This is a genomic window from Streptomyces sp. NPDC050842 (assembly GCF_044456565.1).
Lineage (GTDB): Bacteria > Actinomycetota > Actinomycetes > Streptomycetales > Streptomycetaceae > Streptomyces.
In genome coordinates this window covers 688,966-715,371 of sequence record NZ_JBITGA010000005.1, presented here as the reverse complement: position 1 = coordinate 715,371, position 26,406 = coordinate 688,966, and the positions used below count along the sequence as shown (strand labels likewise).

The 26,406-nt window shown below is 71.8% G+C and carries 26 protein-coding genes; 12 read left to right on the top strand and 14 right to left on the bottom strand.

Annotation, left to right across the window (positions count from 1 at the left end):
* Positions 1–38 precede the first annotated feature (38 nt).
* Positions 39–1,241 (bottom strand): sensor histidine kinase, encoded by a 1,203-nt coding sequence (locus tag ACIBG6_RS20410; RefSeq protein WP_399223961.1) that lies wholly within the window; start codon positions 1,239–1,241, stop codon positions 39–41.
* Between the two features lie 97 nt (positions 1,242–1,338).
* Between ACIBG6_RS20410 and ACIBG6_RS20405 the strand changes: the two genes are divergently transcribed.
* Positions 1,339–2,355 (top strand): SAM-dependent methyltransferase, encoded by a 1,017-nt coding sequence (locus ACIBG6_RS20405; protein WP_399223960.1) that lies wholly within the window; start codon positions 1,339–1,341, stop codon positions 2,353–2,355.
* A 40-nt stretch (positions 2,356–2,395) separates the two neighbouring features.
* Positions 2,396–3,538: an NADH-quinone oxidoreductase subunit D gene (locus ACIBG6_RS20400; protein WP_317596552.1), complete on the top strand. Its 1,143-nt coding sequence runs from the start codon at positions 2,396–2,398 to the stop codon at positions 3,536–3,538.
* Positions 3,539–3,557: 19 nt separating this feature from the next.
* Here the strand turns inward: ACIBG6_RS20400 and ACIBG6_RS20395 are convergent, their stop codons facing one another.
* From ACIBG6_RS20395 to ACIBG6_RS20375, 5 genes are all read right to left on the bottom strand, one after another.
* A complete protein-coding gene (locus tag ACIBG6_RS20395) occupies positions 3,558–4,061 on the bottom strand; it encodes a GNAT family N-acetyltransferase (protein WP_399223959.1) in 504 nt (167 codons plus the stop codon).
* Entirely contained in the window at positions 4,058–5,239 is a 1,182-nt protein-coding gene (locus ACIBG6_RS20390; RefSeq protein WP_399223958.1) for a hypothetical protein, read from the bottom strand. Before ACIBG6_RS20390 ends, ACIBG6_RS20395 begins: the two co-directional genes overlap by 4 nt.
* Before the next feature lie 130 nt (positions 5,240–5,369).
* Entirely contained in the window at positions 5,370–6,368 is a 999-nt protein-coding gene (locus ACIBG6_RS20385; protein ID WP_399223957.1) for an ABC transporter substrate-binding protein, read from the bottom strand.
* 26 nt (positions 6,369–6,394) lie between these two features.
* On the bottom strand, positions 6,395–7,075 hold the full coding sequence (locus tag ACIBG6_RS20380; protein ID WP_399223956.1) for an ABC transporter permease: 681 nt from the start codon (positions 7,073–7,075) through the stop codon (positions 6,395–6,397).
* A 1-nt stretch (position 7,076) separates the two neighbouring features.
* Positions 7,077–7,763, bottom strand: coding sequence for an ABC transporter permease (locus tag ACIBG6_RS20375; protein WP_399223955.1), 687 nt, complete (start codon positions 7,761–7,763; stop codon positions 7,077–7,079).
* 145 nt (positions 7,764–7,908) lie between these two features.
* On the opposite strand from ACIBG6_RS20375, the gene ACIBG6_RS20370 reads away from it, so the two are divergent.
* Positions 7,909–8,880, top strand: coding sequence for an ABC transporter ATP-binding protein (locus tag ACIBG6_RS20370; protein WP_399223954.1), 972 nt, complete (start codon positions 7,909–7,911; stop codon positions 8,878–8,880).
* Positions 8,881–8,883: 3 nt separating this feature from the next.
* Here the strand turns inward: ACIBG6_RS20370 and ACIBG6_RS20365 are convergent, their stop codons facing one another.
* The gene (locus tag ACIBG6_RS20365) at positions 8,884–9,996 is read right to left on the bottom strand and encodes an alpha/beta hydrolase (RefSeq protein WP_399223953.1); all 1,113 of its coding nucleotides are present in this window, start codon (positions 9,994–9,996) and stop codon (positions 8,884–8,886) included.
* Positions 9,997–10,161: 165 nt separating this feature from the next.
* Here ACIBG6_RS20365 and ACIBG6_RS20360 point away from each other — a divergent pair, with 165 nt between their 5' ends.
* From ACIBG6_RS20360 to ACIBG6_RS20335, 6 genes are all read left to right on the top strand, one after another.
* Positions 10,162–12,024 (top strand): phosphatidylglycerol lysyltransferase domain-containing protein, encoded by a 1,863-nt coding sequence (locus ACIBG6_RS20360; RefSeq protein ID WP_399223952.1) that lies wholly within the window; start codon positions 10,162–10,164, stop codon positions 12,022–12,024.
* A 37-nt stretch (positions 12,025–12,061) separates the two neighbouring features.
* On the top strand, positions 12,062–12,922 hold the full coding sequence (gene folP, locus ACIBG6_RS20355; protein ID WP_384137296.1) for a dihydropteroate synthase: 861 nt from the start codon (positions 12,062–12,064) through the stop codon (positions 12,920–12,922).
* Positions 12,919–13,398 (top strand): nuclear transport factor 2 family protein, encoded by a 480-nt coding sequence (locus tag ACIBG6_RS20350; RefSeq protein WP_399223951.1) that lies wholly within the window; start codon positions 12,919–12,921, stop codon positions 13,396–13,398. The genes folP and ACIBG6_RS20350 overlap by 4 nt, the downstream gene beginning before the upstream one ends.
* Positions 13,399–13,519: 121 nt before the next feature.
* Positions 13,520–13,879 (top strand): dihydroneopterin aldolase, encoded by a 360-nt coding sequence (folB, locus tag ACIBG6_RS20345; RefSeq protein ID WP_017240053.1) that lies wholly within the window; start codon positions 13,520–13,522, stop codon positions 13,877–13,879.
* Positions 13,876–14,475: a 2-amino-4-hydroxy-6-hydroxymethyldihydropteridine diphosphokinase gene (gene folK, locus ACIBG6_RS20340; RefSeq protein ID WP_399223950.1), complete on the top strand. Its 600-nt coding sequence runs from the start codon at positions 13,876–13,878 to the stop codon at positions 14,473–14,475. Before folB ends, folK begins: the two co-directional genes overlap by 4 nt.
* 61 nt (positions 14,476–14,536) lie before the next feature.
* Positions 14,537–15,028 carry a DUF3180 domain-containing protein gene (locus ACIBG6_RS20335; protein ID WP_317596567.1) on the top strand — a complete coding sequence of 164 codons (492 nt, stop codon included), beginning with the start codon at positions 14,537–14,539 and terminating at the stop codon, positions 15,026–15,028.
* A 22-nt stretch (positions 15,029–15,050) separates the two neighbouring features.
* On the opposite strand, the gene folE is transcribed toward ACIBG6_RS20335, so the two are convergent.
* The 6 genes from folE to dacB form a co-directional block, all read right to left on the bottom strand.
* Positions 15,051–15,656, bottom strand: coding sequence for a GTP cyclohydrolase I FolE (folE, locus tag ACIBG6_RS20330; RefSeq protein WP_399223949.1), 606 nt, complete (start codon positions 15,654–15,656; stop codon positions 15,051–15,053).
* Between the two features lie 100 nt (positions 15,657–15,756).
* Positions 15,757–17,775: an ATP-dependent zinc metalloprotease FtsH gene (gene ftsH, locus ACIBG6_RS20325; protein WP_399223948.1), complete on the bottom strand. Its 2,019-nt coding sequence runs from the start codon at positions 17,773–17,775 to the stop codon at positions 15,757–15,759.
* Between the two features lie 205 nt (positions 17,776–17,980).
* A complete protein-coding gene (gene hpt / locus ACIBG6_RS20320) occupies positions 17,981–18,520 on the bottom strand; it encodes a hypoxanthine phosphoribosyltransferase (protein ID WP_030219931.1) in 540 nt (179 codons plus the stop codon).
* A gap of 41 nt (positions 18,521–18,561) precedes the next feature.
* Positions 18,562–19,581, bottom strand: a complete 1,020-nt coding sequence (gene tilS, locus ACIBG6_RS20315) for a tRNA lysidine(34) synthetase TilS (protein WP_399223947.1) — start codon at positions 19,579–19,581, stop codon at positions 18,562–18,564.
* Positions 19,582–19,788: 207 nt separating this feature from the next.
* On the bottom strand, positions 19,789–20,928 hold the full coding sequence (locus tag ACIBG6_RS20310; protein ID WP_399223946.1) for a zinc-dependent metalloprotease: 1,140 nt from the start codon (positions 20,926–20,928) through the stop codon (positions 19,789–19,791).
* Between the two features lie 72 nt (positions 20,929–21,000).
* Positions 21,001–22,485: a D-alanyl-D-alanine carboxypeptidase/D-alanyl-D-alanine-endopeptidase gene (gene dacB / locus ACIBG6_RS20305; protein WP_399223945.1), complete on the bottom strand. Its 1,485-nt coding sequence runs from the start codon at positions 22,483–22,485 to the stop codon at positions 21,001–21,003.
* Positions 22,486–22,588: 103 nt separating this feature from the next.
* Here dacB and ACIBG6_RS20300 point away from each other — a divergent pair, with 103 nt between their 5' ends.
* Positions 22,589–23,080 (top strand): inorganic diphosphatase, encoded by a 492-nt coding sequence (locus tag ACIBG6_RS20300; RefSeq protein WP_141300520.1) that lies wholly within the window; start codon positions 22,589–22,591, stop codon positions 23,078–23,080.
* A 175-nt stretch (positions 23,081–23,255) separates the two neighbouring features.
* Entirely contained in the window at positions 23,256–24,914 is a 1,659-nt protein-coding gene (locus ACIBG6_RS20295) for a threonine/serine exporter family protein (protein ID WP_399223944.1), read from the top strand.
* Between the two features lie 20 nt (positions 24,915–24,934).
* Here ACIBG6_RS20295 and ACIBG6_RS20290 read toward each other — a convergent pair whose 3' ends face one another.
* Positions 24,935–25,669 (bottom strand): DedA family protein, encoded by a 735-nt coding sequence (locus ACIBG6_RS20290; RefSeq protein WP_399223943.1) that lies wholly within the window; start codon positions 25,667–25,669, stop codon positions 24,935–24,937.
* 152 nt (positions 25,670–25,821) lie between these two features.
* Between ACIBG6_RS20290 and ACIBG6_RS20285 the strand changes: the two genes are divergently transcribed.
* Positions 25,822–26,190, top strand: coding sequence for a YbjQ family protein (locus ACIBG6_RS20285; protein WP_399223942.1), 369 nt, complete (start codon positions 25,822–25,824; stop codon positions 26,188–26,190).
* The last annotated feature ends 216 nt before the right edge of the window (positions 26,191–26,406 follow it).

Sequence of the window (26,406 nt, the reverse complement as noted above, 5' to 3'; positions counted from 1 at the left end):
CAGATCGTCTGTGAGCGGGCTTCGTCTGTGAGCAGGCTTCAGTGAGCGGGCTTGAGCGGCAGCAGCGCGCTGATGCGGAAGCCGCCGCCGGGGCGCGGCCCCGCGTCCAGCGTGCCGCCGACCATGCCGACCCGCTCGCGCATGCCGATCAGACCATGGCCGCGCCCGTCGGCGCCGCCGTCCTCGTACATCTCCTGCGGAGCGCCGCGGCCGTCGTCCTCGACGAGCAGCCCGAGGCCGTCGTCGAAGTAGACGAGCCGGACGCTCGCGCCGACGTCGGGACCGCCGTGCTTGCGCGTGTTGGTGAGGGCCTCCTGGACGATCCGGTACGCGGTGAGCTCGACGCCGCTGGGCAGCGGGCGGGGGCTCCCCTCGATCGCGAAGTCGACGGTGAGACCGGCGCTGCGGACCTGCTCGACGAGGTCCTCGATCTGGCCCACGTCGGGCTGTGGCACGTACTCGCCGGCCTCCTGGTGCTCCCCCGTGCGCAGGATGCCGAGGAGGCGGCGCATCTCGGCGAGGGCCTGCCGGCCCGTGGTGGAGATCGTCTCCAGGGCCTGCTTGGCGGTCTCCGGGGAGGAGTCCATGACATAGGCGGCGCCGTCGGCCTGGACGACCATCACCGACACGTTGTGGGCGACGACGTCGTGCAGCTCGCGGGCGATCCGGGCCCGCTCGGCGGCGACCGCGACCTTGGCCTGGGCCTCGCGCTCCCGCTCCAGGCGGGAGGCCCGCTCCTCCAGCTGCGCGAAGTAGGCGCGGCGGGTGCGGAGCGAGTCGCCGAGGACCCAGGCGAGCGCGAACGGCACGGTCATGATGATCGTGAAGAAGACCTGCGCCGCGACGGACTCGATGTCCTCCATGGGCCATCTCACCTGCGAGAGCGTGGAGGCACTGAGTCCGCCGACGAGGGCGAGGCGGGAGGCCCAGCGGGGTCCGTCGTGCGCCGCGACCGTGAAGACGATCACGAGCATGGCGAAGTCGGCCATGAACGGCATCAGACCGAAACCGAGCTGGACGAGGCCGAGGGCGACCGTCAGCAGCAGCATCTTCTCCGGGGCACGTCGGCGCAAGGCCACGACCAGGGAGAAGAGCACGGCGACGACCCCGTACGCGAAGGGCTGATCGACCGCCGGGTAGGTCGTCGCCACCCACAGCAGGGAGAACCCGAGGAGGACGACGGCCCAGAAGGAGTCGACGCCCGTCGGGTGTCTGCGGATGAAGTCGTAGAGGCGCTGCACGTCACCCAGAGTAGGGAAGGCCGATAGGTGCAGGGATCAACCGTGGGGCCGATCCTTGGTGAGGGGCCTGTACTCCCCGAGGTGGAGACTGGGGCCCGTGACGGATGACGTGACGGGTGAGACGTGTCAGTGGCAGGGGTGGCGCGAGGCCACGGAACGGGCGCTGTACGGCCCGGGGGGCTTCTACCGGCGCCCCGAGGGCCCCGCGGGGCACTTCCGCACCTCGGTCCACACGGGGCCGCTCTTCGCGGGCGCGGTGGCCAGGCTGCTCGGCGAGGTCGCGGAGGAGCTGGGAACGGCCGAGGTCGCGCTGGTGGACGTGGGCGCGGGGCGGGGCGAGCTGCTCACGGCGGTCCTCGCGGCGACCGCGGCGAGCACGGGGACGGACCTCGCCGTCCGGGCGTACGCGGTCGAGCGCGCCGCCCGCCCGGCGGGGCTCGACCCGCGGATCGTCTGGACGGACCGGCTGCCGGAGCCGCGGAGCGTGCGCGGCCTCCTCTTCGCGAACGAGTGGCTCGACAACGTGCCGGTGGACGTGGCCGAGGTCGACGCGGCGGGCGTCGCCCGGTACGTGGAGGTCCGCGCGGACGGTACGGAGCGGCTCGCCGCACCCGTCTCGGGCGCCGACGCGGAGTGGCTGGCCCGCTGGTGGCCGCTGCGGGAGCCGGGTGCGCGGGCGGAGATCGGGCGGCCCCGGGACGAGGCGTGGGCGGCGGCGGTGGGGTCGCTCGCGGCGGGCCGCGCGGTGGCCGTCGACTACGCGCACGTACGGGAGTCCCGGCCGCCCTTCGGCACGCTGACCGGCTTCCGGGCCGGCCGCGAGGTGCCGCCGGTCCCGGACGGCAGCTGCGACGTGACGGCCCACGTGGCCGCGGACGCGTGCGCGGCGGCGGGTGACGGCGCGGACCTCGTCACGGACCTCGTCACGCAGCGGGAGGCCCTGCACCGGCTCGGGGTGTCCGGGGGCCGGCCGCCGCTCTCGCTCGCCACGACCGACCCCGCCGGCTACGTCCGCGCGCTCGCGTCCGCCGGCGAGGCCGCCGAGCTCACCGCCCGCGGCGGCCTGGGCGATTTCCTCTGGCTGACGCGGCGGGTCCCGCCCGCCACCGGGTGACCCGTGGGCGGGGGATGCGGGGCAGGGGATACTGTCCCGCATGACGGAGACGACGGTCGGAATCGGCGGCGCGGCGGAGAGCACCGACATGGTGCTGAACATCGGACCGCAGCATCCCTCCACCCATGGCGTGCTCCGCCTCCGCCTCGTGCTCGACGGCGAGGTCATCCAGCAGGCCGAGCCGGTGATCGGCTACATGCACCGCGGCGCCGAGAAGCTCTTCGAGGCGCGTGACTACCGGCAGATCGTCATGCTGGCCAACCGTCACGACTGGCTCTCCGCCTTCTCCAACGAGCTCGGGGTCGTCATGGCCGTCGAGCGGATGCTGGGCATGGAGGTCCCCGAGCGCGCCGTGTGGACCCGTACGCTCCTCGCCGAGCTGAACCGGGTCCTCAACCACCTCATGTTCCTCGGCTCGTACCCCCTCGAACTGGGCGGGATCACCCCGGTCTTCCACGCCTTCCGGGAGCGCGAGGAGCTCCAGGCCGTGATGGAGGAGGTCTCCGGCGGCCGGATGCACTACATGTTCAACCGGGTCGGCGGCCTCAAGGAGGACCTGCCCGCCGGCTGGCTGGGGCGGGCGCGGCAGGCCGTCGCGGACGTCCGCTCGCGGATGGACGTGTACGACCGGCTGGTCCTCGGCAACGAGATCTTCCGGGGCCGTACGCGCGGGGTCGGTGTCCTGTCGCGGGACGCGGTGCACGCGTACGGGGTGTCCGGGCCGATCGCCCGCGCCTCGGGCGTCGACTTCGACCTGCGCCGTGACGAGCCGTACCTCGCCTACGGGGAGCTCCAGGACACGCTGCGGGTCGCCGTGCGCGAGGAGGGCGACTGCCTGGCCCGCTTCGAGTGCCTGCTGGACCAGACGCACAACTCCCTGGACCTGGCGGACGCCTGCCTGGACCGGATGGCCGAGCTGCCGCAGGGCCCGATCAACCAGCGGCTGCCGAAGGTGCTGAAGGCGCCGGAGGGGCACACGTACGCCTGGACCGAGAACCCCCTGGGCGTGAACGGCTACTACCTGGTCTCCAAGGGCGAGAAGACGCCGTACCGGCTGAAGCTCCGCTCGGCCTCGTTCAACAACATCCAGGCGCTGGTCGAGCTGCTGCCGGGGACGCTCGTCGCCGACATGGTCGCGATCCTCGGCTCGCTGTTCTTCGTCGTCGGCGACATCGACAAGTAGGCCCGACCCGTCGGTCGGGTCAGGCGTGGCGCATCACGACGTAGTCGCGCTGCTCGTTGGCGGGACGCCGGCGGTCCACGACCGTCCAGCCCCAGCGCGCGTACCGGTCGGTCAGTTCCGGTACGTCGAGGGTCATGAGCAGGGCCGGTCCCGGCGAGCCCACCACGAGCAGCCCGTCGTGGAGGGACCGGCCGATGCCCTGGCCCTGGCAGCCGGGGGCGACGACCAGCTCGGCCAGCTCGAAGAAGGGCGCGTCGCCGGACAGGGCGGTGTCGGTCCATCCGGCCGCGAAGCCGAGCAGGGCGGCATCGGCGTCGTCGGTGCCGTCGTCGGCGTACGCGGCCGCCGCGCAGAAGTCGTCCCTCCGCGCGGCACTGTCGAGCAGCCGGTCCACGGTCCGTACGGCGCCGAGCGGCGGCTCGTGCCAGGGGGATCCGGCGAATGCCTGGGCGCACAGGGCGATCAGTTCCTCGCGGCGCCGGACCGCCTCGGCCGCCGTGAGCAGGGCGAGGCGGTACGTCACGAGCTGACCGCGCCCCGCAGTTCGGCCACGTCGATCTGCTCGGTCTCGTCGTGCGCGGTCAGGTCGATGACCTCGCCGATCGCCCGGGGCGGCACCGGCGCCGGGAGCGGGGCGAGCGGGACGAGGAACGGGGTCTCGGCGGCCAGGGCCTCTTCGAGGACCTCCTCGCCCACGACGTCGGCGAGGTCCGTGTGCTGCACGGCCTCGATGGCCGCCGCCACCTTCTGCGTACCGAAGAAGTCGAAACCGCCCTCGGGGCGCGGGACGGGCCTGCGGGCCGCGTACGGGACGATCGCCGCGGCCGCCTGGACGGCGGGCAGGGGCGCGATCCCGGTGGGCGGGACGGGCACGGGTGCCGCGGACTCCGAGTCAGCCGCGGAGGCCGCCTCGACGTCCGACGAGGGCGTGGCGGGCGCGGCGGGAAGTGCCGCCGGCGCGGGGGCGGGCCCGAGGGCGGGGGCGGCCGTACGGCTGTGCTGCTCGGTCCCGGCGGCCGCCGCCTGCTTCCCCTGCGGCTCCTCCGTCTCACGGGCCCGCTCGGCGAGGTCCCGCGCGCGGGCCGCCTCGGCGGTGCGCCGGGCGTGCTGGGCCGCGGCGTTGCGCGGGAGGTCCTTCAGGGCCTGCGCGGCGCGGCGGTACGCCTCCGGGGTGGGCGTGGACCGGGCGGCGGGCAGCGCCTTCGCCTCGGTGCCGCCTGCCGTGCCGGTGGCGGTGGTGCCGGCGGTCGCCTCCAGGGCGAGGACGCGGCGGCCCTCCAGGGCGCTGGCCCGCTCGGTCTCGGCCGTGGCGTACCGGCGCAGGAGGTCGGCGTGCTCGCCGCGCAGCCCGGCGAGCTCGACGCGCTTGGCGCGGAGCTTGGCGTCGAGCCGGGTCCGCAGGCCGCGGGACTCCTCCAGGTCGGACTCCAGCTCGGCGACCCGCTCCTCGGCCTTCCACTGGTCGGCCGTACGGGCCCGGTTCAATTCGGCGACCCGGGCGCCGGCGCTCCGGTCCCAACTGCGCATGAGGACGGCACCGGTGACGGCCGCAGCCGCGGCGGCGACCGCGAGCAGTCGCACGATCAGCAGATCTCCGGGCAGCCAGACGACCGCGGCGCACACGACCGCGGCGCCTGCGACCGCGGAGGGCGGCAGCAACTTGTGCAGAGGCGGGGAATGGCGGTGGCGTCCACGTGGCATGGCCTGAAATTTACCGTGCGTAGGCGCCATGTGGGGTGTCGGCCCGGCAATCTCTTGGCCACTTCTCGCCACAAGAAGTGGATATGAGCGCTTCCGGTTCCGTTTCGGGCCGACTCCCCTCACCCGGGACCTACTTGTTGAGCAGCCCCTTCGCCGTCAGATAGTCCTTGGCGACGTCTTCCGGCTTGGCCCGCTCGGCGTCCACCTTGCGGTTGAGTTCGGCGAGATCCGCTGTGGTCAGCACCTTGGTGATCTTGTCGAGGGCGGCCGCTATCTCGGGGGCTCCGGCATCCTTGGCGTTGACCACGGGCAGCACGTTGTCGGCGTTCTGCAGCTTCTTGTCGTCCTCCAGGAAGACGAGCCCGAAGCTGTCGATCGTGGCGTCCGTGGTGGTCGTCAGGACCAGCTGGTCCACCCCGTCCTTGACGGCCTGCTTGGCCTGCGGGGTCCCGACCCCCTTGGGGTCGATGCCGGCCACGTCGATCCCGTAGGCCTTCTTCAGGCCGGGCGCGCAGAAGGGGCGCACCGCGCATTCGTCACCGGCCGCGATCTTCACCTTGAGCTTCGAGCGGCCGAGATCGGAAAGGGTCGTCAGCTTGTTCTTCGCGGCGAATTCCTTGGTCACCGCGAAGGCGTTCTGATCGACCGCCTCACCGACCGCGAGCACCTTGAGGCCGCGCGGTTCGGCGAGCTTCCGCAGCGCCTCGACCGTGGCCGCCGCGTCACCGGAAGCGACCGGCTTGTCCTCGGGCGCCTTCGGGCCGTTCACCTTCGCGTTGAGGAATTCCGCGATCGTCGCCGCGTATTCCGGTACGACGTCGATCTCCCCGTTCTCCAGGGACGGCTCGTACAGTTCACGATTCTTCACCGTGGTGACGGATACGGAGTATCCGGCGGCCCGCAGCGACTGGGCGTAGAGCTCGGCCAGGACCTTCGACTCGGTGAAGGCGGCCGCGCCCACGACCAGCGAGCCCTTCTCCGCGCCCGCGGACGCGTCGCCGGCTCCACCGGGCTTGTTCTTGCCCCCCTCCAGGCTTTCACCACCGCACGCGGCGAGCGCGACGGCCAGCGCCGTCGTCCCCAGCACCGCACCCGCGATACGCGAGACCCTGTTCACAAGACCACCCATCTCATTCATCGGCTTCCGAAAGTCGTTCAGTCATTCGATGCGTGCGCACGCGACGGCCCCGCCAGGAGCCGGTCCGCTCCCGCGAGCACCGCCTCCACCAGGAGGGCGAGCAGGGCCACGAGCACGGCGCCCGCGACCACTTGCGCGGTGTCGTAGAGGGCGAAGCCGGCCGTGATGATCCGGCCGAGGCCGCCCTGGCCGACCATCGCCGCGACCGTCGCCGTGGCGATCACCTGCACCGCCGCCGAGCGCACCCCGGTCATGACCACCGGCCGCGCCAGCGGCAGTTCGACGCGCCGGAAGAGCTGGCCGCCCGTCATCCCCATGCCCCGCGCGGCCCGCACCGCGGCCCGGTCCACCTCCCGCATCCCCACGTACGCGTTGGTGAGGAGCGGCGGTATCGCGAACAGCACGAGGGCGACGACGGTCGGCACGTAGCCTGCGTTCCGCAGGGGCGAGACCATGAACAGCGCGAGGACCGCGAAGACGGGGACCGCCCGCCCGACGTTCGACACGTTCACCGCGAGCGCCCCGCCCCGGCCGAGGTGGCCGAGCCACAGCCCGACCGGCAGCGCGATCGCCGCGGCGATCAGCAGGGACGCCCCGCTCACGTACACGTGCTCCGCGAGCCGTTGCCCGATGCCCTCCTCGCCGGTCCAGTGCGCGCCGGTGGTGAGCCAGGCCCAGGCGTCCGTCACGATCCCCACCTCACGCACCCCCCGGCGCGGTCCGTATCCGGGCCCACGGCGTGAGGAGCCGCTGGAGGCCCAGGAGCAGCAGGTCGGCGACGACGGCGAGCAGCACGCACAGCACGGAGGCGGCGAGCACCTGCGCCTTGAAGAAGGTCGGCAGCGCGTCCTCGATGAGATTGCCGAGCCCGCCGCGGCCGACGACCGAGCCGATCGTCGTCAGCGCGATCGTGGAGACCGTCGCCATCCGTATGCCGGCCATCAGGACCGGCAGCGCCAGCGGGAGTTCGACCTGCCACAGCAGCCGCCACGAGCCGTACCCCATGCCCCGGGCGGCCTCGCGCGTCTCGGCCGGCACGGCGTCGAGCCCGGCCAGCGTGTTCCGCACGAGGATCGTCAGCGCGTACAGCACGAGGCCGGTCACGACGAGCGCGGCCGAGAGCCCGAAGACGGGCAGGAGCAGCGAGAACATCGCGAGCGACGGCACCGTGTAGAGCAGGGTCGTCAGCCCGAGGACCGGCCCCGCGAACCGCGGCCTGGCCCGCACGAGCAGGGCCAGCGGCACCGCGACGAGGAGCGCGAGGAGCACGGACACGACCGTGATTCCCACATGCTGGAGGGTCGCCTCCGTCAGTTCCTCGCTGCGCGTGCGCAGATACTCCCCGCATATCCAGTCGTTGGTGACCAGACAGTTCGGCGTGCTCATCCGCCCCTCCCCCCGGGTCGTCCGCTCGCTCCGAACGTATGTCTGACGACCCTAACCCCCGCCACCGACAATCACCGGGATCCGCCACAATGCGGCAACACGCCCTTCACACACCCCCGGTGTCCAGGGGTGAGAATGGGGAACCATGATCCGGTTCGAGAACGTGACCAAGCGGTACGAGGACGGCACCACCGCCGTCGACGACCTCTCCTTCGAGGTCGCCGAGGGCGAACTCGTCACCCTGGTCGGGCCCTCCGGCTGCGGCAAGACGACCACGATGATGATGGTGAACCGGCTCGTCGAACCGACCTCCGGCCGCGTCCTCGTCGACGGCCGCGACATCGCCGGCGTCGACCCGGTCGCCCTGCGCCGCAAGATCGGCTACGTCATCCAGCAGGTCGGCCTCTTCCCCCACCGCACGGTCCTCGACAACACCGCGACCGTCCCCGCGCTCCTCGGCTGGAAGAAGGCCGCCGCCCGCGACCGCGCCGCCGAACTCCTCGACCTCGTCGGCCTCGACCCGGCCGTCTACGGCTCCCGCTACCCCGCCCAGCTCTCCGGCGGACAGCGCCAGCGCGTCGGCGTCGCCCGCGCGCTCGCCGCCGACCCGCCCGTCCTCCTCATGGACGAGCCCTTCGGCGCGGTCGACCCCGTCGTCCGCGAGCGCCTCCAGAACGAGTTCCTCGCGCTCCAGGCCACCGTCCGCAAGACCGTCCTCCTCGTCACCCACGACATCGAGGAGGCCGTCCGCATGGGCGACCGCATGGCCGTCTACGGGCACGGCCGCATCGAGCAGTTCGACGCCCCCGCCACCGTGCTCGGCGCCCCCGCCACCCCGTACGTCGCGGACTTCGTCGGCAGCGACCGCGGGCTCAAGCGCCTCGCCGTCACGCCCGTCACCGAGGCCGACCTCGACCCGCTCCCGAAGAGCATCGCCACGCGCGAGGACGGCGCCCCCGACCCCGTACCCCTCGGGACCTCCCTCAAGGACGCGCTCGCCGTACTCCTCCAGCACGACACCGGCCGGCTCACCGTGACCGGCGCCGACGGCCGCTCGGTCGGCGTCCTCACCCCGGAAGGGGTCCACCGCGCCCTGCGCAGGGCCACCGTCGACTGACCGTCAGGACGCGCTGAGCCGCCCGGCCATCCAGACGAGACCCGGCGGGATCTCCCGGTTCCACGTGTTGAAGTTGTGGCCGCCGCTCTCCAGCGTGATCGACGAGACCCGCGCCGGGCTCTTCACCTTCTTGATGAAGTCGAGCGTCCCCTTCAGGTTGCCCTCGCCCTGCTTCGACGTCGTCACCAGGAACGACGACTTCCCCTGCGGCAGGTGGTCCAGGCTCCACAGCAGGTCCCCCCGCTTGCGCAGCCGGTCGTCGCCGTGGAAGAGGTCACCCGTCGTCACGTCCTCCGCCGCCCGGTAGTACGCCGAGAAACCCGCCCCCGCCGCGTACCGGTCCGGGTGGTGCACCGCGATCTTCAGCGCGCAGTAGCCACCCGTCGAGTTCCCCATGAAGCCCCAGTTCCGGGGCTTCGTCCCCACCCGGTACGTCTCCGAGACCGCCTTCGGCAGGTCCTCCGCGAAGAACGTCTCCGTCTGCGGACCCCCCGGGATGTCCACGCACTCGGTGTCCCGCGGCGGCGCCACCGTCGGACGCAGCATCACCAGGATCATCGGCTGCATCTTCCCGGCCTTCGCCTGGGTGTACGCCGTCCGCGGGTACTTCAGCCCTTTGATCAGGTTCTCCGCCGTCCCCGGGTACCCCGTGAGCACCACCGAGGCCGGGAACGTCTTCTTCGCGTACCGCTCCTGGAAGTACTCCGGCGGCAGGTAGACGTAGGCCGGCGAGGTGATCCCCGACCGCTCGCCCGCGATGACCACCTTCTGTATCTGGCCACCGACCTCCGGCCGGGACCCGCCCGGCACGGTCAGCCCTTCCTTCCCCACCACCCGCACGTCCTTCGAACCGGCCCCGTGGTCGACGACCACGCCCATGTCCTGCTCCTGCCCGAACAGGTCCGCCCAGGAGCCGTAGAAGAGGAAGGAACGGTTCGCCGCGAGACCCACCGCCGCGAACAACGCCACCTGGGTCACGAGCAGCAGCCCCACCCGCCCCACGACCGCACGCCAACCGCGCCGCGCGAGCCGCGGCCAGAGCCAGACCGTGGCGAGGAACAGCACCACGGCCAGCACCACGGCCAGCACGAGGACCTTGTTACTGATGAGCCCCATGAGACGACCGAGCCTTCTTTCCAAGAATTTCCTGTGAACCGATGAACCCGGCTCCACGCCACTCCGTCCTAGAGAGCGCACCAGCCGGTACGGCCCGCCGAACGCGCCGCAGGGCCCGGCCGGAGTCAGAGACCCCTCGCAGGACCACGGGAAGTACGGGAAGCCATGTCTGTCACGGTAGATGGGGACAAATCGCGATTGGTTCCGGTTCGAGTACGCCGGATTCTCCGCGGTCCCCGACCCGAGAAAGTCCCCGCCCTCGTCGGCACCGCCTGCACCATCGGCGGCCTCATCGATATCGCCGCCGGCGTCTTCCCCCGCTTCCGCGCGAGCCGCATGCACGCCGTCGCCGAAGTCCTCCCCGGCACCCTCGGCCACCTCTCCGCCGCCCTCTCCCTCAGCGCCGGCGTCCTCCTCCTGCTCCTCGCCCACGGCCTCAAGCGGCACAAGCGCCGCGCCTGGCGCGCCGCCGTCGTCCTCCTCCCCGTCGGCGCCGCGGCCCAGTTCGTCTGGCGCCACTCCGTCATCGGCGCCCTCTTCTCCCTCGCACTCCTCGCCCTCCTGCTGCGCCACCGCGACGAGTTCGCCGCCCTCCCCGACCCGCGCAGCCGCTGGCGGGCACTCGCCAACTTCGTCGTCATGGGCGCCGGATCCATCGCCCTCGGCCTCGTCATCGTCAGCGCCCACCCCCGCCGCGTCGTCGGCGACCCCAGCCTGACCGACCGCCTCGAACACGTCCTGTACGGACTCTTCGGCGTCGAAGGCCCCGTCGCCTACACCCGCGGCGTCGACTGGACCGTCGGCTACTCCCTCGGCGCCCTCGGCATGCTCACCGCCCTCACCACCATCTACCTCGCCTTCCGCCCCGAGCACCCCGCCGCCCGCCTCACCGACGACGACGAGACCCGGCTGCGCGCCCTCCTCGACCAGCACGGCGGCCGCGACTCCCTCGGCCACTTCGCCCTCCGCCACGACAAGGGCGTCGTCTTCTCCCCCAGCGGCAAGGCCGCCGTCTGCTACCGCGTCGTCTCCGGCGTGATGCTCGCCAGCGGCGACCCCATCGGCGACGTCGAAGCCTGGCCCGGCGCCATCGAACGCTTCATGGACGAGGCCAAGGCCCACTCCTGGACCCCCGCCGTCATGGGCTGCTCCGAGACCGGCGGCCAGGTCTGGACCCGCGAGACCGGCCTCGACGCCCTCGAACTCGGCGACGAGGCGATCGTCGACGTCGCCGACTTCTCCCTCTCCGGACGCGCCATGCGCAACGTCCGCCAGATGGTCAAGCGCATCGAACGCAACGGCTACACCACCCAGGTCCGCCGCGTCCGCGACCTCGACGACGCGGAACTGGAACGCGTCCGCCGCGCCGCCGCCGACTGGCGCGGCACCGACACCGAACGCGGCTTCTCCATGGCCCTCGGCCGCATCGGCGCCCCCGGCGACGGAGACGCCGTCATAGCGACCGCCCACAAAGACGATCCCGACGACCCGGACCGCCCCACCTCCCCCTACGGAGACCTGAAGGCGATCATCCACTTCGTGCCCTGGGGCCCCGACGGCATGTCGCTCGAACTCATGCGCCGCGACCGCTCCGCCGACCCCGGCATGAACGAACTCCTCATCGTCGCCGCCCTCCAGGCCTCCCCCGCCCTCGGCATCGACCGCGTCTCCCTCAACTTCGCCATGTTCCGCTCCGCCCTCGCACGCGGCGAGAAGATCGGCGCGGGACCCGTCCTCCGCGTCTGGCGCGGGCTCCTCGTCTTCCTCTCCCGCTGGTTCCAGATCGAGTCGCTCTACAAGTTCAACGCCAAGTTCCGGCCCCGCTGGGAACCCCGCTTCGTCGTCTACCGCAACAGCCGCGACCTGCCCCGCATCGGCCTCGCCGCCATGCGCGCCGAAGGATTCGTCACCCTCTCCCTCCCCCGCCTCTTCCCCCGCCGCCGCCCCACCCGGGCCCCACGACCCTGCGCCCACATCGTCACCACCCCGACCCCGGTCCGGCCCGAGCGCGAGGTCCACGCCGCCTGACCCCCCTCCGACTCGGCTTGGGCCCTACGCTGGACACATGAGTACGACGATCGACCGGGGCACGGCCCAGGGCCTGCCGGAGTGGGACCGCTGCGCGGTCATGGGCGTGGTCAACGTGACCCCCGACTCCTTCTCCGACGGCGGCCGCTGGTTCGACACCACGGCCGCCGTCAAACACGGCCTCGACCTCGTCGCCCAGGGCGCCGACCTCGTCGACGTCGGCGGCGAGTCCACCCGCCCCGGCGCCAGCCGCGTCGACGAGGAGGAAGAGCTCCGCCGCGTCGTCCCCGTCGTCCGCGGCCTCGCCGCCGAAGGCGTCACCGTCTCCGTCGACACCATGCGCGCCGCCGTCGCCGCCCGCGCCGTCGAAGCCGGAGCCGTCCTCGTCAACGACGTCAGCGGCGGACTCGCCGACCCCGGCATGGTCCCCGCCGTCGCCGCCGCCGAAGTCCCCTTCGTCGTCATGCACTGGCGCGGCTTCAGCCAGGAGATGAACAGCCTCGCCGTGTACGACGACGTCGTCGCCGAGGTCGTCGCCGAACTCCGCACCCGGCTGGAGGCCGTCGTCGACGGCGGCATCGCCCCCGAGCGCATCGTCGTCGACCCCGGCCTCGGCTTCGCCAAGCTCGCCCCCCACGACCTGGCCCTCGTCGCCCACCTCCCCGAGCTCCGCGCCCTCGGCCGGCCCCTCCTCGTCGCCGCCTCCCGCAAGCGCTTCCTCGGCCACGTCCTCACCCGCGACGGCGCCACCCCGCCCCCCGCCCGCGAGCGCGACGCCGCCACCGCCGCCGTCTCCGCCATCGCCGCCCACGAAGGAGCCTGGGCCGTCCGCGTCCACGAGGTCAGGGCCACCGCCGACGCCGTACGCGTCGCCCGGGCAGTCGAGGGAGCCGCGTGAGCCGCACCACGGACCAAGCGGCCGTCGAAGCCGCCAACACCGCCTTCTACGAGGCGATGGAGACCGGCGACTTCGAAGCCGTCTCCGCCCTCTGGCTCGACGACGGGGCCACCCCCATCACCTGCGTCCACCCCGGCTGGCCCGTCCTCACCGGCCGCGGCGAGGTGCTCCGCTCGTACGCCCTGATCATGGCCAACACGGAGTACATCCAGTTCTTCCTCACCGACCTCAGGATCTCCCTGGCCGGCGGGACCGCCGTCGTCACCTGCACCGAGAACATCCTCAGCGGCGGACCCGCCGAGGACGGCGCCGAGCTCGGCCCCCTCGTCGGCCAGCTCGTCGTCGCCACCAACGTGTTCCGCGACACACCGGACGGCTGGCGGATCTGGTCCCACCACGCCTCCCCCGTCCTCACGGACACCGACGAGACGGGCACCGAGGGCCCCGGCATCGACGGCACGGAACCCGCCACCTGACCCGCCCATGGCCCCCCGAGGGCAAGCGCTGTCGGTCCCCGCAGGTAGATTCGAAGTGGACACCCGGCCGTCCGCACCCGGCTGCGTGGCCACCCGAACTACGACAGCAGGAGTGATTCGCGTGGATCGTGTCGCGCTGCGCGGCCTCAAGGCCCGAGGCCACCACGGCGTCTTCCCCAAGGAGCGCGAGGAGGGCCAGACCTTCATCGTGGACCTGGTCCTCGGCCTGGACACCCGCCCCGCGGCGGCCGACGACGACCTGGCGAAGACCGTGCACTACGGCATCGTCGCCGAGGAAGTCGTCGACGTCGTCCAGGGCGAGCCCGTCGACCTCATCGAGACCCTGGCCGAGCGCATCGCCCAGCAATGCCTCAGCCACGCCGGGGTACAGGAAGTGGAAGTCGTCGTCCACAAGCCGGACGCACCCATCACCGTGCCCTTCGACGACGTGACCATCACGATCACCCGGAGCCGACGATGAAGCCGACGCAGAGCGACCCCACCGTCCAGCCCGTACCGGCCTCCGTCGTCGCCACGGTCGACGCGGCGGACACGACACTCTCCAACCCCCGCTGGGCCGTCCTCGCCCTCGGCGCCAACCTGGGCAACCGCCTGGAGACCCTCCAGGGGGCCGTCGACGCCCTCGAAGACACCCCCGGCCTCCGGGTCAAGGCCGTCTCCCCCGTGTACGAGACGGAGCCCTGGGGCGTCGAGCCCGACAGCCAGCCCTCGTACCTCAACGCCGTCACGCTCGTGAAGACGACCCTGCCGCCCTCCTCGCTCCTGGAGCGGGCCCACGCCGTCGAAGAGGCCTTCCACCGCGTCCGCGAGGAGCGCTGGGGCGCCCGCACCATCGACGTCGACATCATCGCGTACGCGGACGTCGTCTCCGACGACCCCGTCCTCACCCTGCCGCACCCCCGCGCCCACGAGCGCGCCTTCGTCCTCGCCCCCTGGCACGACGTGGACCCCGAAGCCCAGCTCCCCGGCCGCGGCCCGGTCGCCGACCTCCTCGCCGCCCTCGGCAGCGCGGGCGTCACTCGCCGTGTCGACCTGGAACTCCGTCTGCCCGAGTAGTCGTTACGCTTCGTGGCAGACCGCCCACGACCACGACCGACGACCACGTGAAGGACACCCGGTGAAACAACTGCGGCTGAAGGTGCTCACCGGACTGTTCCTCGTGGCGGGCATCCTCTCCTGGGGCGGCGCCCGCCTGTGGGACTCCGTCGGCACCCTCCCCAGCGTGCCGATCGCCGCACCGATCGTCCTCGCCGTGATCGCGGTCGTCCTCACCGCGACCGCCCTCTCGATCCGCACCCGCCTCAAGGCCCAGCGCGAGCGCCGCCCCGGCGCCAAGGGCGTCGAGCCCCTGATGGCGGCCCGCGCGGTGGTCTTCGGCCAGGCGAGCGCCCTGGTGGCCGCCCTCGTCGCCGGCATGTACGGCGGCACGGGCGTCTACCTCCTCGGCTCCCTGGACGTCCCGGCCCGCCGCGACCAGGCCCTCTACGCGGCCCTCGCGGTGGTAGCCGGCATCGGCGTCATCGCGGCGGCCCTCTTCCTGGAACGCGTCTGCAAACTCCCGGAAGACCCGGAGAACAACGACGAAGGCCCGGGCAAGGCCCGGGCCTGAAGCTCCGCTCCGCCGTGGCGCGTCAGCGCGCCATGACGAGGCTCATCGCCTCGGCGCGGGTCGCCGGGTCCCGCAGCTGGCCGCGGACGGCAGAGGTGATGGTCTTGGCGCCCGGCTTGCGAATGCCGCGCATCGACATGCACATGTGCTCGCACTCGAAGACCACGATGACCCCGCGCGGCTCCAGGATCTCCATGAGCGAGTCCGCCACCTGCGTGGTGAGCCGCTCCTGCACCTGGGGGCGGCGGGCGTAGACGTCGACGAGCCGGGCCAGCTTCGACAGGCCGGTGATCTTGCCCGTCGTGGACGGGATGTATCCCACGTGGGCCACTCCGCGGAACGGGACGAGGTGATGCTCGCATGTCGAGTACACCTCAATGTCCTTGACCAGCACCATCTCGTCGTGGCCGAGGTCGAACGTGGTCGTCAGGACGTCCTCGGGCTCCTGCCACAGACCCGCGAATATCTCCTTGTACGCCCGCGCCACCCGCGCCGGCGTCTCGCGCAGGCCCTCGCGGTCCGGGTCCTCGCCGACCGCGATGAGGAGCTCCCGTACGGCGTTCTCGGCGCGCTTCTCGTCGAACTCGCCGATCCTGCCCTCGCCGTCCAGCGTCACCGGGTCGGTCATCTCTGTGCCTCGTTCCGTCTGACTGGTGTGCGCGAAAAGCCGCGCCCCCACAGGCTAAAACCTGTGGGGGCGCGGCATCCATTCCGGGTTGCCGGGACCGTCAGTCCTCGGGGGTGTCCACCGGGGCGATCTCGATGCCCTTCGTGGTGTCGACCGCCGGGGTCGCCGTGCCGTTCGCGCTGTTCGTCAGTGCGAGCTCCTTGGGGGAGAGCACCGGCGGACGCGTGGAGGGCGTGCGGCGGGAGGAGCCGGTCCAGGCCGGGCGGGCCGGGCGCTTGACGATGGGGGCGAAGATCTCGGCGATCTCCTCCTTGCCCAGCGTCTCCTTCTCGAGGAGCGCGAGGACCAGGTTGTCGAGAAGGTCACGGTTCTCGACGAGGATCTCCCAGGCCTCGTTGTGCGCGGTCTCGATGAGCTTCTTGACCTCTTCGTCGACCAGCGCCGCGACCTCTTCCGAGTAGTCCCTCGGGTGCGACATCTCGCGCCCCAGGAACGGCTCGGTGTTGTCGCCGCCGAACTTGATCGCGCCGAGACGCTCGGTCATGCCGTACTGCGTGACCATGGCTCGCGCCGTGGCCGTGGCCTTCTCGATGTCGTTCGCCGCGCCCGTGGTCGGGTCGTGGAAGACGAGCTCCTCGGCCGCGCGCCCGCCCAGCATGTAGGCCAGCTGGTCGAGCATCTCGTTGCGCGTGGTCGAGTACTTGTCCTCTTCCGGGAGCACCATCGTGTAGCCCAGGGCACGGCCGCGGGACAGGATGGTGATCTTGTGGACGGGGTCGGAGTTCGGCGAGGCCGCCGCGACCAGGGCGTGACCGCCCTCGTGGTACGCGGTGATCTTCTTCTCCTTGTCCGACATGATCCGGGTCCGCTTCTGCGGGCCCGCGACCACGCGGTCGATCGCCTCGTCCAGTGCCGCGTTGTCGATCAGCTTCTGATCGCCGCGGGCGGTGAGGAGCGCCGCCTCGTTGAGGACGTTGGAGAGGTCCGCACCGGTGAAGCCGGGGGTGCGTCGGGCGACGGCGCCGAGGTCGACGTCCGGCGCGACCGGCTTGCCCTTCTGGTGGACCTTGAGGATCTCCAGACGGCCCAGCATGTCCGGACGGTCGACGGCGATCTGCCGGTCGAAACGGCCGGGGCGCAGGAGGGCGGGGTCGAGGATGTCGGGACGGTTCGTGGCGGCGATCAGGATGACGCCGCCCTTGACGTCGAAGCCGTCCATCTCGACGAGCAGCTGGTTGAGGGTCTGCTCGCGCTCGTCGTGACCGCCGCCGAGGCCGGCGCCGCGGTGGCGTCCGACGGCGTCGATCTCGTCGACGAAGACGATGGCGGGCGCGTTGGCCTTGGCCTGCTCGAAGAGGTCGCGGACGCGGGAGGCGCCGACGCCGACGAACATCTCGACGAAGTCGGAGCCGGAGATCGAGTAGAACGGCACCCCGGCCTCGCCGGCGACGGCGCGCGCGAGGAGCGTCTTGCCGGTTCCGGGCGGGCCGTAGAGCAGGACGCCCTTCGGGATCTTGGCGCCGACGGCCTGGAACTTCGCGGGTTCCTGGAGGAATTCCTTGATCTCGTGGAGTTCCTCGACGGCCTCGTCCGAGCCGGCGACGTCGGCGAAGGTGGTCTTGGGCGTGTCCTTGGTGATGAGCTTGGCCTTGGACTTGCCGAACTGCATGACGCGGGAGCCGCCGCCCTGCATCTGGTTCATCAGGAAGAGGAAGACGACCACGATGAGGACGAAGGGGAGGAGGGAGAGCAGGATCGAGACGAAGGGCGACTGCTTCGTCGGGGAGACGGTGTAGCCCTTCTCGATCTGCCCGGCCTCGAACTTCTCCTGCAGCTTGTCGGCGACGTCGACGCCCTGGGAGCCGATGTAGCTGGCCTGGACCTTGCTGCTGTTGTCGATCTTCTGACCGTCGACGAGCTCGATCTTGATGATCTGCTCGTCACCGGTGGTGACCTTTGCCTGCTTGACCTGGTTCTTGTCGATCGCCTGGACGACCTTGCCGGTGTCCACCGTCTTGTAGCCCTCGGACGAGCCGACGACCTGCATCAGCACGACCACGGCGAGGACGGCCAGCACGATCCACATGACCGGCCCACGGAAGTATCGCTTCACGTCCATCCATACGGAGCGAGAACGCCCCGTCCCTCCTGCCCGTAGGAAAATGCTGCTGTGAGAGCTGCATGAGTGCTGCTATGTGAAAAAGCTGTTCTTCGGACGGTACCTCAGCATCGTCGCCCGCGACCGCCTTCCCGTGGTTCAACGGGGGGAAGGCGGTGCGGGTTCCCCGTACGGCCGGGAGTTCAGCCGGGTGATCAGCGGGTGATCAGCCGCCGTAGACGTGCGGGGCGAGCGTGCCGACGAACGGAAGGTTCCGGTACTTCTCCGCGTAGTCGAGGCCGTAGCCGACGACGAACTCGTTGGGGATGTCGAAGCCGATCCACTTGACGTCGATCGCGACCTTGGCGGCCTCCGGCTTCCGCAGGAGGGTGCAGACCTCCAGGGAGGCGGGCTCGCGGGAGCCGAGGTTCGACAGCAGCCAGGACAGGGTCAGGCCGGAGTCGATGATGTCCTCGACGATCAGGACGTGCTTGCCCTTGATGTCGGTGTCGAGGTCCTTGAGGATCCTGACGACGCCGGAGGACTGGGTGCCGGCGCCGTAGGAGGAGACGGCCATCCAGTCCATGGTGACGGGGGTGGACAGGGCGCGAGCCAGGTCCGCCATCACCATCACCGCGCCCTTGAGGACGCCGACGATGAGCAGGTCCTTGCCCGCGTATTCCGCGTCGATCTTCGCGGCCAGCTCTGCCAGCTTGGCGTCGATCTCTTCCTTGGTGATGAGCACCGACTGGAGGTCGGTGCCCATGTCCTTCTCGTTCACCCGGGTCACTTTCGTTGCAGCGTGCGTCAGCCTTGCCGGATGACCAGTCTGCCACCCTGGCGGCGGGCTTCGACGCGTCCGGGCAGGTTGATGGCCCCTTGGCCGCGCCAGCCGGTGATGAGCCGGTCGACTTCCTCGATGTGGCGGGCGAAGAGGGAGCCGGCGGGGGCGCCCTCGGCGATGACGGCGCGGCGCAGGACGCGGCGGCGTACGGCGGAGGGCAGGCCGAAGAGCTTGGCGCACTCCAGGGCGCCCGCCTCGTCGCGTACGGAGGTCTCGGCGTCGGCGGCCCAGGTGTCGAGGGCGTCGGCGTCGTCCCGGGAGAGCTGGGCCGTACGGGCGAGGGCTTCGACGACGCCCTTGCCGAGGGCCTTCTCCAGGGCGGGGAGGCCCTCGTGGCGGAGTCGGGAGCGGGTGTACGCGGGGTCGCTGTTGTGGGGGTCGTCCCAGACGGCGAGTTCCTGCGCGATGCAGGCCTTGCGGATCGTGTGGCGGTCGAGCTGGAGGAAGGGGCGCCGGTAGCGGCCGGCGGCGCCGGAGACGGCGGCCATGCCGGAGAGGGAGCGGATGCCGGAGCCGCGGGCGAGGCCGAGGAGGACGGTCTCCGCCTGGTCGTCGCGGGTGTGGCCGAGGAGGATCGCGGCGGCTCCGTGGCGCTCGGCGGCGGCGTCGAGGGCGGTGTAGCGCGCGTCGCGCGCGGCGGCCTCGGGTCCGCCTTCGCGGCCGACGGTGACGGTGACGGCCTCGACGGGGGTGAGGCCGAGGGCGGCCATGCGTCCGGCGACCTCGGTGGCCCGGGTGTCGGAGCCGTCCTGGAGGCCGTGGTCGACGGTGATGCCGCCGCCGCGTACGGGAAGTTTGCGGGTCTCGAAGGCGAGTGCGGAGGCGAGCGCCATCGAGTCGGCGCCTCCGGAGCAGGCGACGAGCACGAGGGGTTCGCGTCCGTCGTGCGCGGTGGTGGGGTCGGTCTGGTGCTCGGTGAGAACGTCGTGGAGTACGCGGCGGACCGCCAGGCGTATCGCCGCGACCGCAGGATGGGGACCCATGTCCGGTGCCCTTCGTGATGGGGTGGGGTGCCTCGGTCGGAGTCTTAACGGTCGGAAAGGGGGTTTCGGTCACTCAGAGTGCGTCGATGGTGACAGAAACCTGGCCGTTACCCGAGCATTGCACGCCTCACCCCATGGTCAGGGTCCCTCGGATGGGTGATTGGCGGGTTGTTCTCCCGTGTCCCTACGCCGTCCGGCGCACCTGCCTCACGAGTCTGCCTTACGGTGCACCCTCGCGATCCAGTCGGCGGGGGCGGCGATCTCGGACTTGGTGGGGAGCGTGTTGGGCGAGGTCCACACGCGGTTGAAGCCGTCCATGCCGACCTGGTCGACGACGGCGCGGACGAAGCGCTCGCCGTCGCGGTACTGGCGGAGCTTGGCGTCGAGGCCGAGGAGCTTGCGCAGGGCGAGGTCGAGGCGGGAGGCGCCGCGGGCGCGGCGCTGCTGGAACTTCTCGCGGATCTCGGCGACGGAGGGGACGACCTCGGGGCCGACGCCGTCCATGACGTAGTCGGCGTGGCCTTCGAGCAGGGACATGACGGCGGTGAGGCGGCCGAGGATCTCGCGCTGCTCGGGGCTCTGGACGATTTCGACGAGGGAGGGGGCCGGCTCGCCCTGCTCGCCCTCGGGGCGGCCTCCGACGAGGGCCTGGGCGGCTTCGCGGAGGCGTTCGACGACGGTGCCGGGGTCGACCTCGGTGGCGGCGAGGAAGGACTGGATCTCGCCCTGGAGGTGGTCGCGGAGCCAGGGGACGGCGGTGAACTGGGTGCGGTGGGTCTCCTCGTGGAGGCAGACCCAGAGCCGGAAGTCGTGGGGCGTGACGTCGAGTTCGCGTTCGACGTGGACGATGTTGGGGGCCACGAGGAGGAGGCGTCCGCCGCCGTTGGCGCCTGCGGGGAGGTCGCGGGTGGCGGGGGCGAAGGTCTCGTACTGGCCGAGGATGCGGGAGGCGAGGAAGGACAGGAGCATGCCGAGTTCGACGCCGGTGACCTTGCCGCCGACGGCGCCGAGGACGGCGTTCCCGGGGGTGGTCGAGCGGCGTTCCTGCATCTTGCCGAGGAGCGGGGTGAGGAGTTCGCGGAAGCCGGCGACGTTGGCCTTGATCCAGCCGGCGCGGTCGACGACGAGGACGGGGGTGTCGTGGACGTCGGCGCCCTCGGGGAGCATCCGGGTGTAGGCGCGGACGTGTTGCTCGGAGACTTTGGCGTGCTTGCGCAGTTCGGCGACGACCTCGCGGGCCTCGTCGCGGCTGACTTCGGGTCCGGGCCGCACGAGGCGGGTCGCGGTCGCGACCGCGAGGTTCCAGTCGACCATCCCGGATGTGCCTGCGCCACCGATGCTCGTCATGCGTCAACCGTACGGTCTCGGCGCTCGATCGGTGCGGGTTCGGTTCGGGTTTCGGTGCGGGTCGGGTGGTGGTCAGTTCCGGTCGGCGAGGGCCGCGGAGAGCCGGTCGAGGGCGGGCTGGGCCTCGTACGGGGAGAGGGTGCTGCCGGCGAGGAACGCGAAGGCGAGGAGTCGGCCGTCGGCGGTGACGACGGTGCCGGCGAGGGTGTTGACGCCCGTGAGGGTGCCGGTCTTGGCGCGGACGAGTCCGGCGCCGGCGGTGGCGGGGGCGGTGTCGAAGCGGCCGGCGAGGGTGCCGGTGAAGCCGCCGATCGGCAGGCCGGTGAGGACCGGGCGGAGGGCGGGGCGCTCGGGGTCGGCCGTGCGGGTGAGGAGGGCGGTGAGGAGGGCGGCGGAGACGCGGTCGCGGCGGTCGAGTCCGCTGCCGTCGGCGAAGCGGGCGCCGGCGAGGGGGAGGCCGAGCTCGGCGAGTTCGTCCCGTACGGCCTTCCCGGCGCCCTCGAAGCTCGCGGGCTGCTGGTGGGCGATCGCGGTCTGCCGGGCGAGGGCCTCGGCGAGGTCGTTGTCGCTGTGGGTGAGGGTGCGTTCGGCGAGGTCGGCGAGGGGGGCGGAGTGCGTGACGGCGAGGGGGCCGGTCTTCGGGGCCGCGGTGGTCTTCGGGGCGGTGGCCTTCGGGGCAGCGGCGGTCTTCGGGGCGCGGCCGGTGTCCGGTGCGGGCGTGGGCGCGCCGGTGACCTTGACGCCGGCGGCGGCGAGGAAGGCGGCGAAGGCGGTGGCGGTGTCGCCGGCCGGGTCGGAGGTGCGGGGGGCGGGGCCGCTGCTGCTCTCGTCGAGGCGTCCCTCGCGGGTCATGAGGGCCGTGACGGGGGCGAGGTTCTCGTTGGGGCCGATGGGGTGGAGCTCGGGGCCCTCGTAGAGGCTCGTGTCGTAGGTGAGCCGTACGGGGGCGGTGTGGCCGCGGGTGGTGAGGGCGCGGGCGGTGTCGGCGGCGAGGCGCTTCAGGCGGGCCGGGTCGAGCGTGGGGTCGCCGCCGCCCGTGAGGGTGACGGTACGGCCGTCGGCGGAGTCGGTGACGGTGGTGGGGATGCGGTGGTCGGGGCCGAGGGCGGAGAGCGCGGCGGCGACGGTGGCGATCTTGACGGTGGAGGCGGGGGTCATGGGCGTGCCGGCGCCTTCGCCGTACAGCTGGGTGCCGGTGGCGGTGTCGACGACGGAGGCCGTGCGGAGGGGGCCGAGGCCGGGGTCGGCGAGGAGCGGTACGAGGGTGGCGGCGAGGTCCGCGGGGCGTCCGGCGGCGGCCGGGGCGTGGAGTGCGGGGAGGACGCCGGGGGCGCTGGGGGCGGGCGCGGGGCGGCGGGGCGCGGGGCGGTGGGGCGCGGCGGGGGCCGGGGGCGGGGCGTGACGTGCGCCACCCGCCGAGGGGGCGGCGGCGCGGGCCCGCTCGGCCGTACGCTGACCCGAGTCCCATGGGCCTGCCGCGGTCACCGCCACGGCGGCCAGCGCGAGACCGAGGGCGGCGGAGCCCGCCGTGAGCTGCCACTTCCTCGGCTCCGGCATGAGATGACCAGCCCCTTTCGCGATCACGGTCGTCCGTGAGGGACACTTAATCACCGCGCGTCGTCGCGAGCATTCACTTGTGTTGATTCAGGAGGAGCCACCCGTGGAGTTCGACGTTCTCATCGAGATCCCCAAGGGATCGCGGAACAAGTACGAGGTCGACCACGAGACGGGTCGCATCCGCCTGGACCGTCGTCTCTTCACGTCGACGGCCTACCCGACCGACTACGGCTACGTCGAGAACACCCTGGGCGAGGACGGCGACCCGCTGGACGCGCTCGTCATCCTCGACGAGCCCACCTTCCCGGGCTGCCTGATCAAGTGCCGCGTCATCGGCATGTTCCGCATGACGGACGAGGCGGGCGGCGACGACAAGCTGCTGTGCGTCCCGGCCACCGACCCGCGCATGGAGCACCTGCGGGACATCCACCACGTGTCGGAGTTCGACCGTCTGGAGATCCAGCACTTCTTCGAGGTCTACAAGGACCTGGAGCCGGGCAAGTCGGTCGAGGGCGCCGACTGGGTCGGTCGCGCCGAGGCCGAGGAAGAGATCGAGAAGTCCTACGCGCGTGCCAAGGAGCAGGGCGGTCACTGAGCCTACGGCTCGGCGGGACTGATCTTCTGATCGTGTGACGGGCGGTGCACCTCTTCGGGGGTGCACCGCCTTTCGTACATCCGGCACACCCTTTCGTACATCCGTCGCACACCGATCGCGTCTGTCGCACACTCATACTGGAAGCCACGGTTCCCGAGGCAGTGAGGCGGACAGAGTGGTGGCGGAGCCGGACGGCTCGAAGGGTGCTCCGGAGGACCGGAAGCCGCAGTCGGACGAAGCGCGGAGCGCGTTCGTCCCACCGGCCGGGGTGGAGCAGCCCGCGCCGCCGGAGGAGGAGCATCCGACCTCCGAGTTCGCGCTGCCGCCGGGTCTGACGGCGGAACCGCCGGCCGAGCAGGAGGGTTCGGCGTTCGCGACGCCGGCCACGTACACGGCGAAGGACTCGCCGCCCGCGTTCACCCCGGCGTACGGGGTGCCCCTGGTGCGGCTGCCGCACAACGCTCCGTGGCAGGACCAGATGCGGACCATGCTCCGGCTGCCGGTGGGTGAGCGGCCGGTGCCGGAGGCGCCGCGCAAGGAGGACGAGGCGGGGCCTTCGGTGCCGCGCGTCCTCGACCTGACCCTGCGCATCGGTGAGCTGCTGCTCGCGGGCGGGGAGGGCGCGGAGGACGTCGAGGCGGCGATGTTCGTGATCTGCCGCTCGTACGGTCTGGACCGGGTCGAGCCGACGGTGACCTTCACCCTGCTGTCCGTCACGTACCAGCCGTCGCTCGTGGACGACCCGGTCACGGCGAACCGGACGGTACGGCGGCGGGGCACGGACTACACGCGGCTCGCGGCGGTGTACACGCTGCTCGCGGACATCAACGCGCAGGCCCACGAGGTGACGCCCGAGGAGGCGTACCGGAGGCTCGCGGAGATACGGCGGAACCGGCATCCGTATCCGGGGTGGGTCCTCACCGCGGCGGCGGGGGTGCTGGCGGGTGCGGCCTCGGTGCTGCTCGGCGGCGGCCTGACGGTCTTCTTCGTGGCGGCGCTGGGCGCGGTGCTCGGCGACCGGCTGGCGTGGCTGTGCGCGGGGCGCGGGCTGCCGGAGTTCTACCAGTTCCTGGTGGCGGCGATGCCTCCGGCGGCGATGGGTGTGCTCCTGACGATGCTCCACGCGGAGCTGCGGCCTTCGGCGGTGATCACCGGTGGTCTGTTCGCGCTGATTCCGGGGCGGGCGCTGGTGGCGGCCGTGCAGGACGGTCTGACCGGTTTCTACATCACGGCGTCGGCCCGGCTCCTGGAGGTCGCGTACTTCTTCGTCGCGATCGTGGTGGGCGTGCTGTCCGTGCTGTACGTCGCCGTGCAGTTCGACGCGCAGCTGAACCCCGAGGGGGCGCTGCGGGCGGTGGAGCGGCCGGTGACGCAGATCCTGGCGTCGATGGTGCTGTGCGCGACCTTCGCGATCCTGTTGCAGCAGTCGCGGGCGACGGTGCTCTTCGCGACGCTGAACGGCGGGGTGGCGTGGGTGATCTACGCGTCGATCGCGGTGACGGCGGAGGGGTCGACGGTGATGGCGACGGCCGTGGCGGCGGGCCTGGTGGGGCTCTTCGGGCAGCTGATCGCCCGGTATCACCACACGTCGTCGCTGCCGTACGTGACGGCGGCGATCGGTCCGCTGCTGCCTGGTTCGGCGACGTACTTCGGGGTGCTCGCGATCGCCCAGAACAACCTGGACCAGGGCTTCGCCTCGTTGGCGAAGGCGGCGGCCCTGGCCCTGGCGATCGCGATCGGCGTGAACCTGGGAGGCGAGCTGGCGCGCCTCTTCATGCAGGCCCCCGGTGCGGCGTCGGCCCGTCGGGCCGCGAAGCGCACCAGGGGCTTCTGAGGGTTCGTGCCGGACGGCGTCTAGCGCTTGGCGTGGCGGCCGCGGGAGCCCGGGGGGTTGGGGGTGCCGGGGGCGTCGTGCCCGGGGCCCGCGTGGCCGTTGTGGTCGCCGTGGTCGCCGTCGGCCTTGGCCTTCTTGGACTGGGAGCGGGCCCGGAGGTACTCGATCACGATCGGGACCACCGAGATCAGCACGATCAGGATGAGGATGGCCTCGATGTGCTGGTGCACGAACTCGACCTTGCCGAGGGAGGCGCCGAGCAGGGTCACGCCCGCGCCCCAGAGCACACCGCCGATGATGTTGAACGTGATGAACTGGCGGTAGTTCATCTTGCTGACGCCGGCGATGATCGGCGTGAACGTCCGCACGATGGGGACGAAGCGGGCCAGGATCAGCGACTTCGGGCCGTGCTTCTCGAAGAACTCGTGCGCCTTCTCGACGTTCTCCTGCTTGAAGAGCTTGGAGTTGGGGCGTGTGAAGAGCGCCGGGCCGACCTTCCGGCCGAAGAGGTAGCCGACCTGGTCGCCGATGACCGCCGCGGCCACGATCAGCGTGCACATCAGCCACAGCGGCATGTCCAGCTTGCCGGTCGTGATCAGCAGGCCGGTGGTGAAGAGCAGCGAGTCGCCGGGCAGGAAGAACCCGATGAGGAGGCCGGACTCGGCGAAGACGATGGCCAGGACACCGATCGGACCAAAGGTGTCGATCAGGAAGTCGGGGTCCAGCCAGCTCGGTCCGAGGGCAAGCGTGTTCACGGGTTCCGGGCTCCTGCGGTCGGTGGGGGCATGGGGGGACGGCTCGCCCCAAGCTATCAACGTGGCCGGGACCCGACCGGTTCCACCCGGCTCCCACGGGATGCGGAGCGGACCCCCTGGCCGGAAGGTGGGAGGCCAGGAGGTGTATGCCGATGGGCATCGAGGAGTACGGAGGCGGCCAGGGTCCGCACCCTGACGTGCTGGTCGTGACGACGAACGACGTGCCGGGCTTTGAGGTCCGGCAGGTCATCGGTGAGGTCTTCGGGCTCACCGTGCGCTCGCGCCATCTGGGCAGCCAGATCGGCGCGGGGCTGAAGTCGATGATCGGCGGCGAGCTGAAGGGTCTGACGAAGACGCTGGTCCAGACCCGCAACCAGGCGATGGAACGGCTGGTGGAACAGGCCCAGGCGCGCGGTGCGAACGCCGTGCTGATGTTCCGCTTCGACGTGACGGAGGCCGCGGACGTGGGTACGGAGGTCTGCGCCTACGGCACGGCCGTGGTGATCGCCCCACGCACCTGAGCCGACGCACCGGCCCGCACGCTCGGGCGCGGGCCGGGCGCGGGCTCGGGCCGGGCTCGGGCTCGGGCTCGGGCCGGGCTCGGGCTCCCGGGTCAGGCCGCCAGGCGCCGGGGGCGTTCGCCCGGACGGCGGCGCGCAGGTGCTCGGGCAGGCCCGCCTGTCCCACGGAGCAACCCATCGGCCGTCCGCCCCTTTTCTCTGTCGGTAGGCGTGTCA

What these genes read in the sequence shown, in the direction of transcription:
- folE (WP_399223949.1), bottom strand. Translation starts at nt 15,656, where the DNA reads ATGACCGACCCGGTGACGCTGGACGGCGAGGGCAGGATCGGCGAGTTC.
- folK (WP_399223950.1), top strand. Translation starts at nt 13,876, where the DNA reads ATGAAGCCGACGCAGAGCGACCCCACCGTCCAGCCCGTACCGGCCTCC.
- tilS (WP_399223947.1), bottom strand. Translation starts at nt 19,581, where the DNA reads ATGGGTCCCCATCCTGCGGTCGCGGCGATACGCCTGGCGGTCCGCCGC.
- ACIBG6_RS20400 (WP_317596552.1), top strand. Translation starts at nt 2,396, where the DNA reads ATGACGGAGACGACGGTCGGAATCGGCGGCGCGGCGGAGAGCACCGAC.
- folP (WP_384137296.1), top strand. Translation starts at nt 12,062, where the DNA reads ATGAGTACGACGATCGACCGGGGCACGGCCCAGGGCCTGCCGGAGTGG.
- ACIBG6_RS20310 (WP_399223946.1), bottom strand. Translation starts at nt 20,928, where the DNA reads ATGACGAGCATCGGTGGCGCAGGCACATCCGGGATGGTCGACTGGAAC.
- hpt (WP_030219931.1), bottom strand. Translation starts at nt 18,520, where the DNA reads ATGGGCACCGACCTCCAGTCGGTGCTCATCACCAAGGAAGAGATCGAC.
- ACIBG6_RS20365 (WP_399223953.1), bottom strand. Translation starts at nt 9,996, where the DNA reads ATGGGGCTCATCAGTAACAAGGTCCTCGTGCTGGCCGTGGTGCTGGCC.
- ftsH (WP_399223948.1), bottom strand. Translation starts at nt 17,775, where the DNA reads ATGGACGTGAAGCGATACTTCCGTGGGCCGGTCATGTGGATCGTGCTG.
- ACIBG6_RS20375 (WP_399223955.1), bottom strand. Translation starts at nt 7,763, where the DNA reads ATGAGCACGCCGAACTGTCTGGTCACCAACGACTGGATATGCGGGGAG.
- ACIBG6_RS20285 (WP_399223942.1), top strand. Translation starts at nt 25,822, where the DNA reads ATGGGCATCGAGGAGTACGGAGGCGGCCAGGGTCCGCACCCTGACGTG.
- ACIBG6_RS20370 (WP_399223954.1), top strand. Translation starts at nt 7,909, where the DNA reads ATGATCCGGTTCGAGAACGTGACCAAGCGGTACGAGGACGGCACCACC.
- dacB (WP_399223945.1), bottom strand. Translation starts at nt 22,485, where the DNA reads ATGCCGGAGCCGAGGAAGTGGCAGCTCACGGCGGGCTCCGCCGCCCTC.
- ACIBG6_RS20360 (WP_399223952.1), top strand. Translation starts at nt 10,162, where the DNA reads ATGTCTGTCACGGTAGATGGGGACAAATCGCGATTGGTTCCGGTTCGA.
- ACIBG6_RS20390 (WP_399223958.1), bottom strand. Translation starts at nt 5,239, where the DNA reads ATGCCACGTGGACGCCACCGCCATTCCCCGCCTCTGCACAAGTTGCTG.
- ACIBG6_RS20385 (WP_399223957.1), bottom strand. Translation starts at nt 6,368, where the DNA reads ATGGGTGGTCTTGTGAACAGGGTCTCGCGTATCGCGGGTGCGGTGCTG.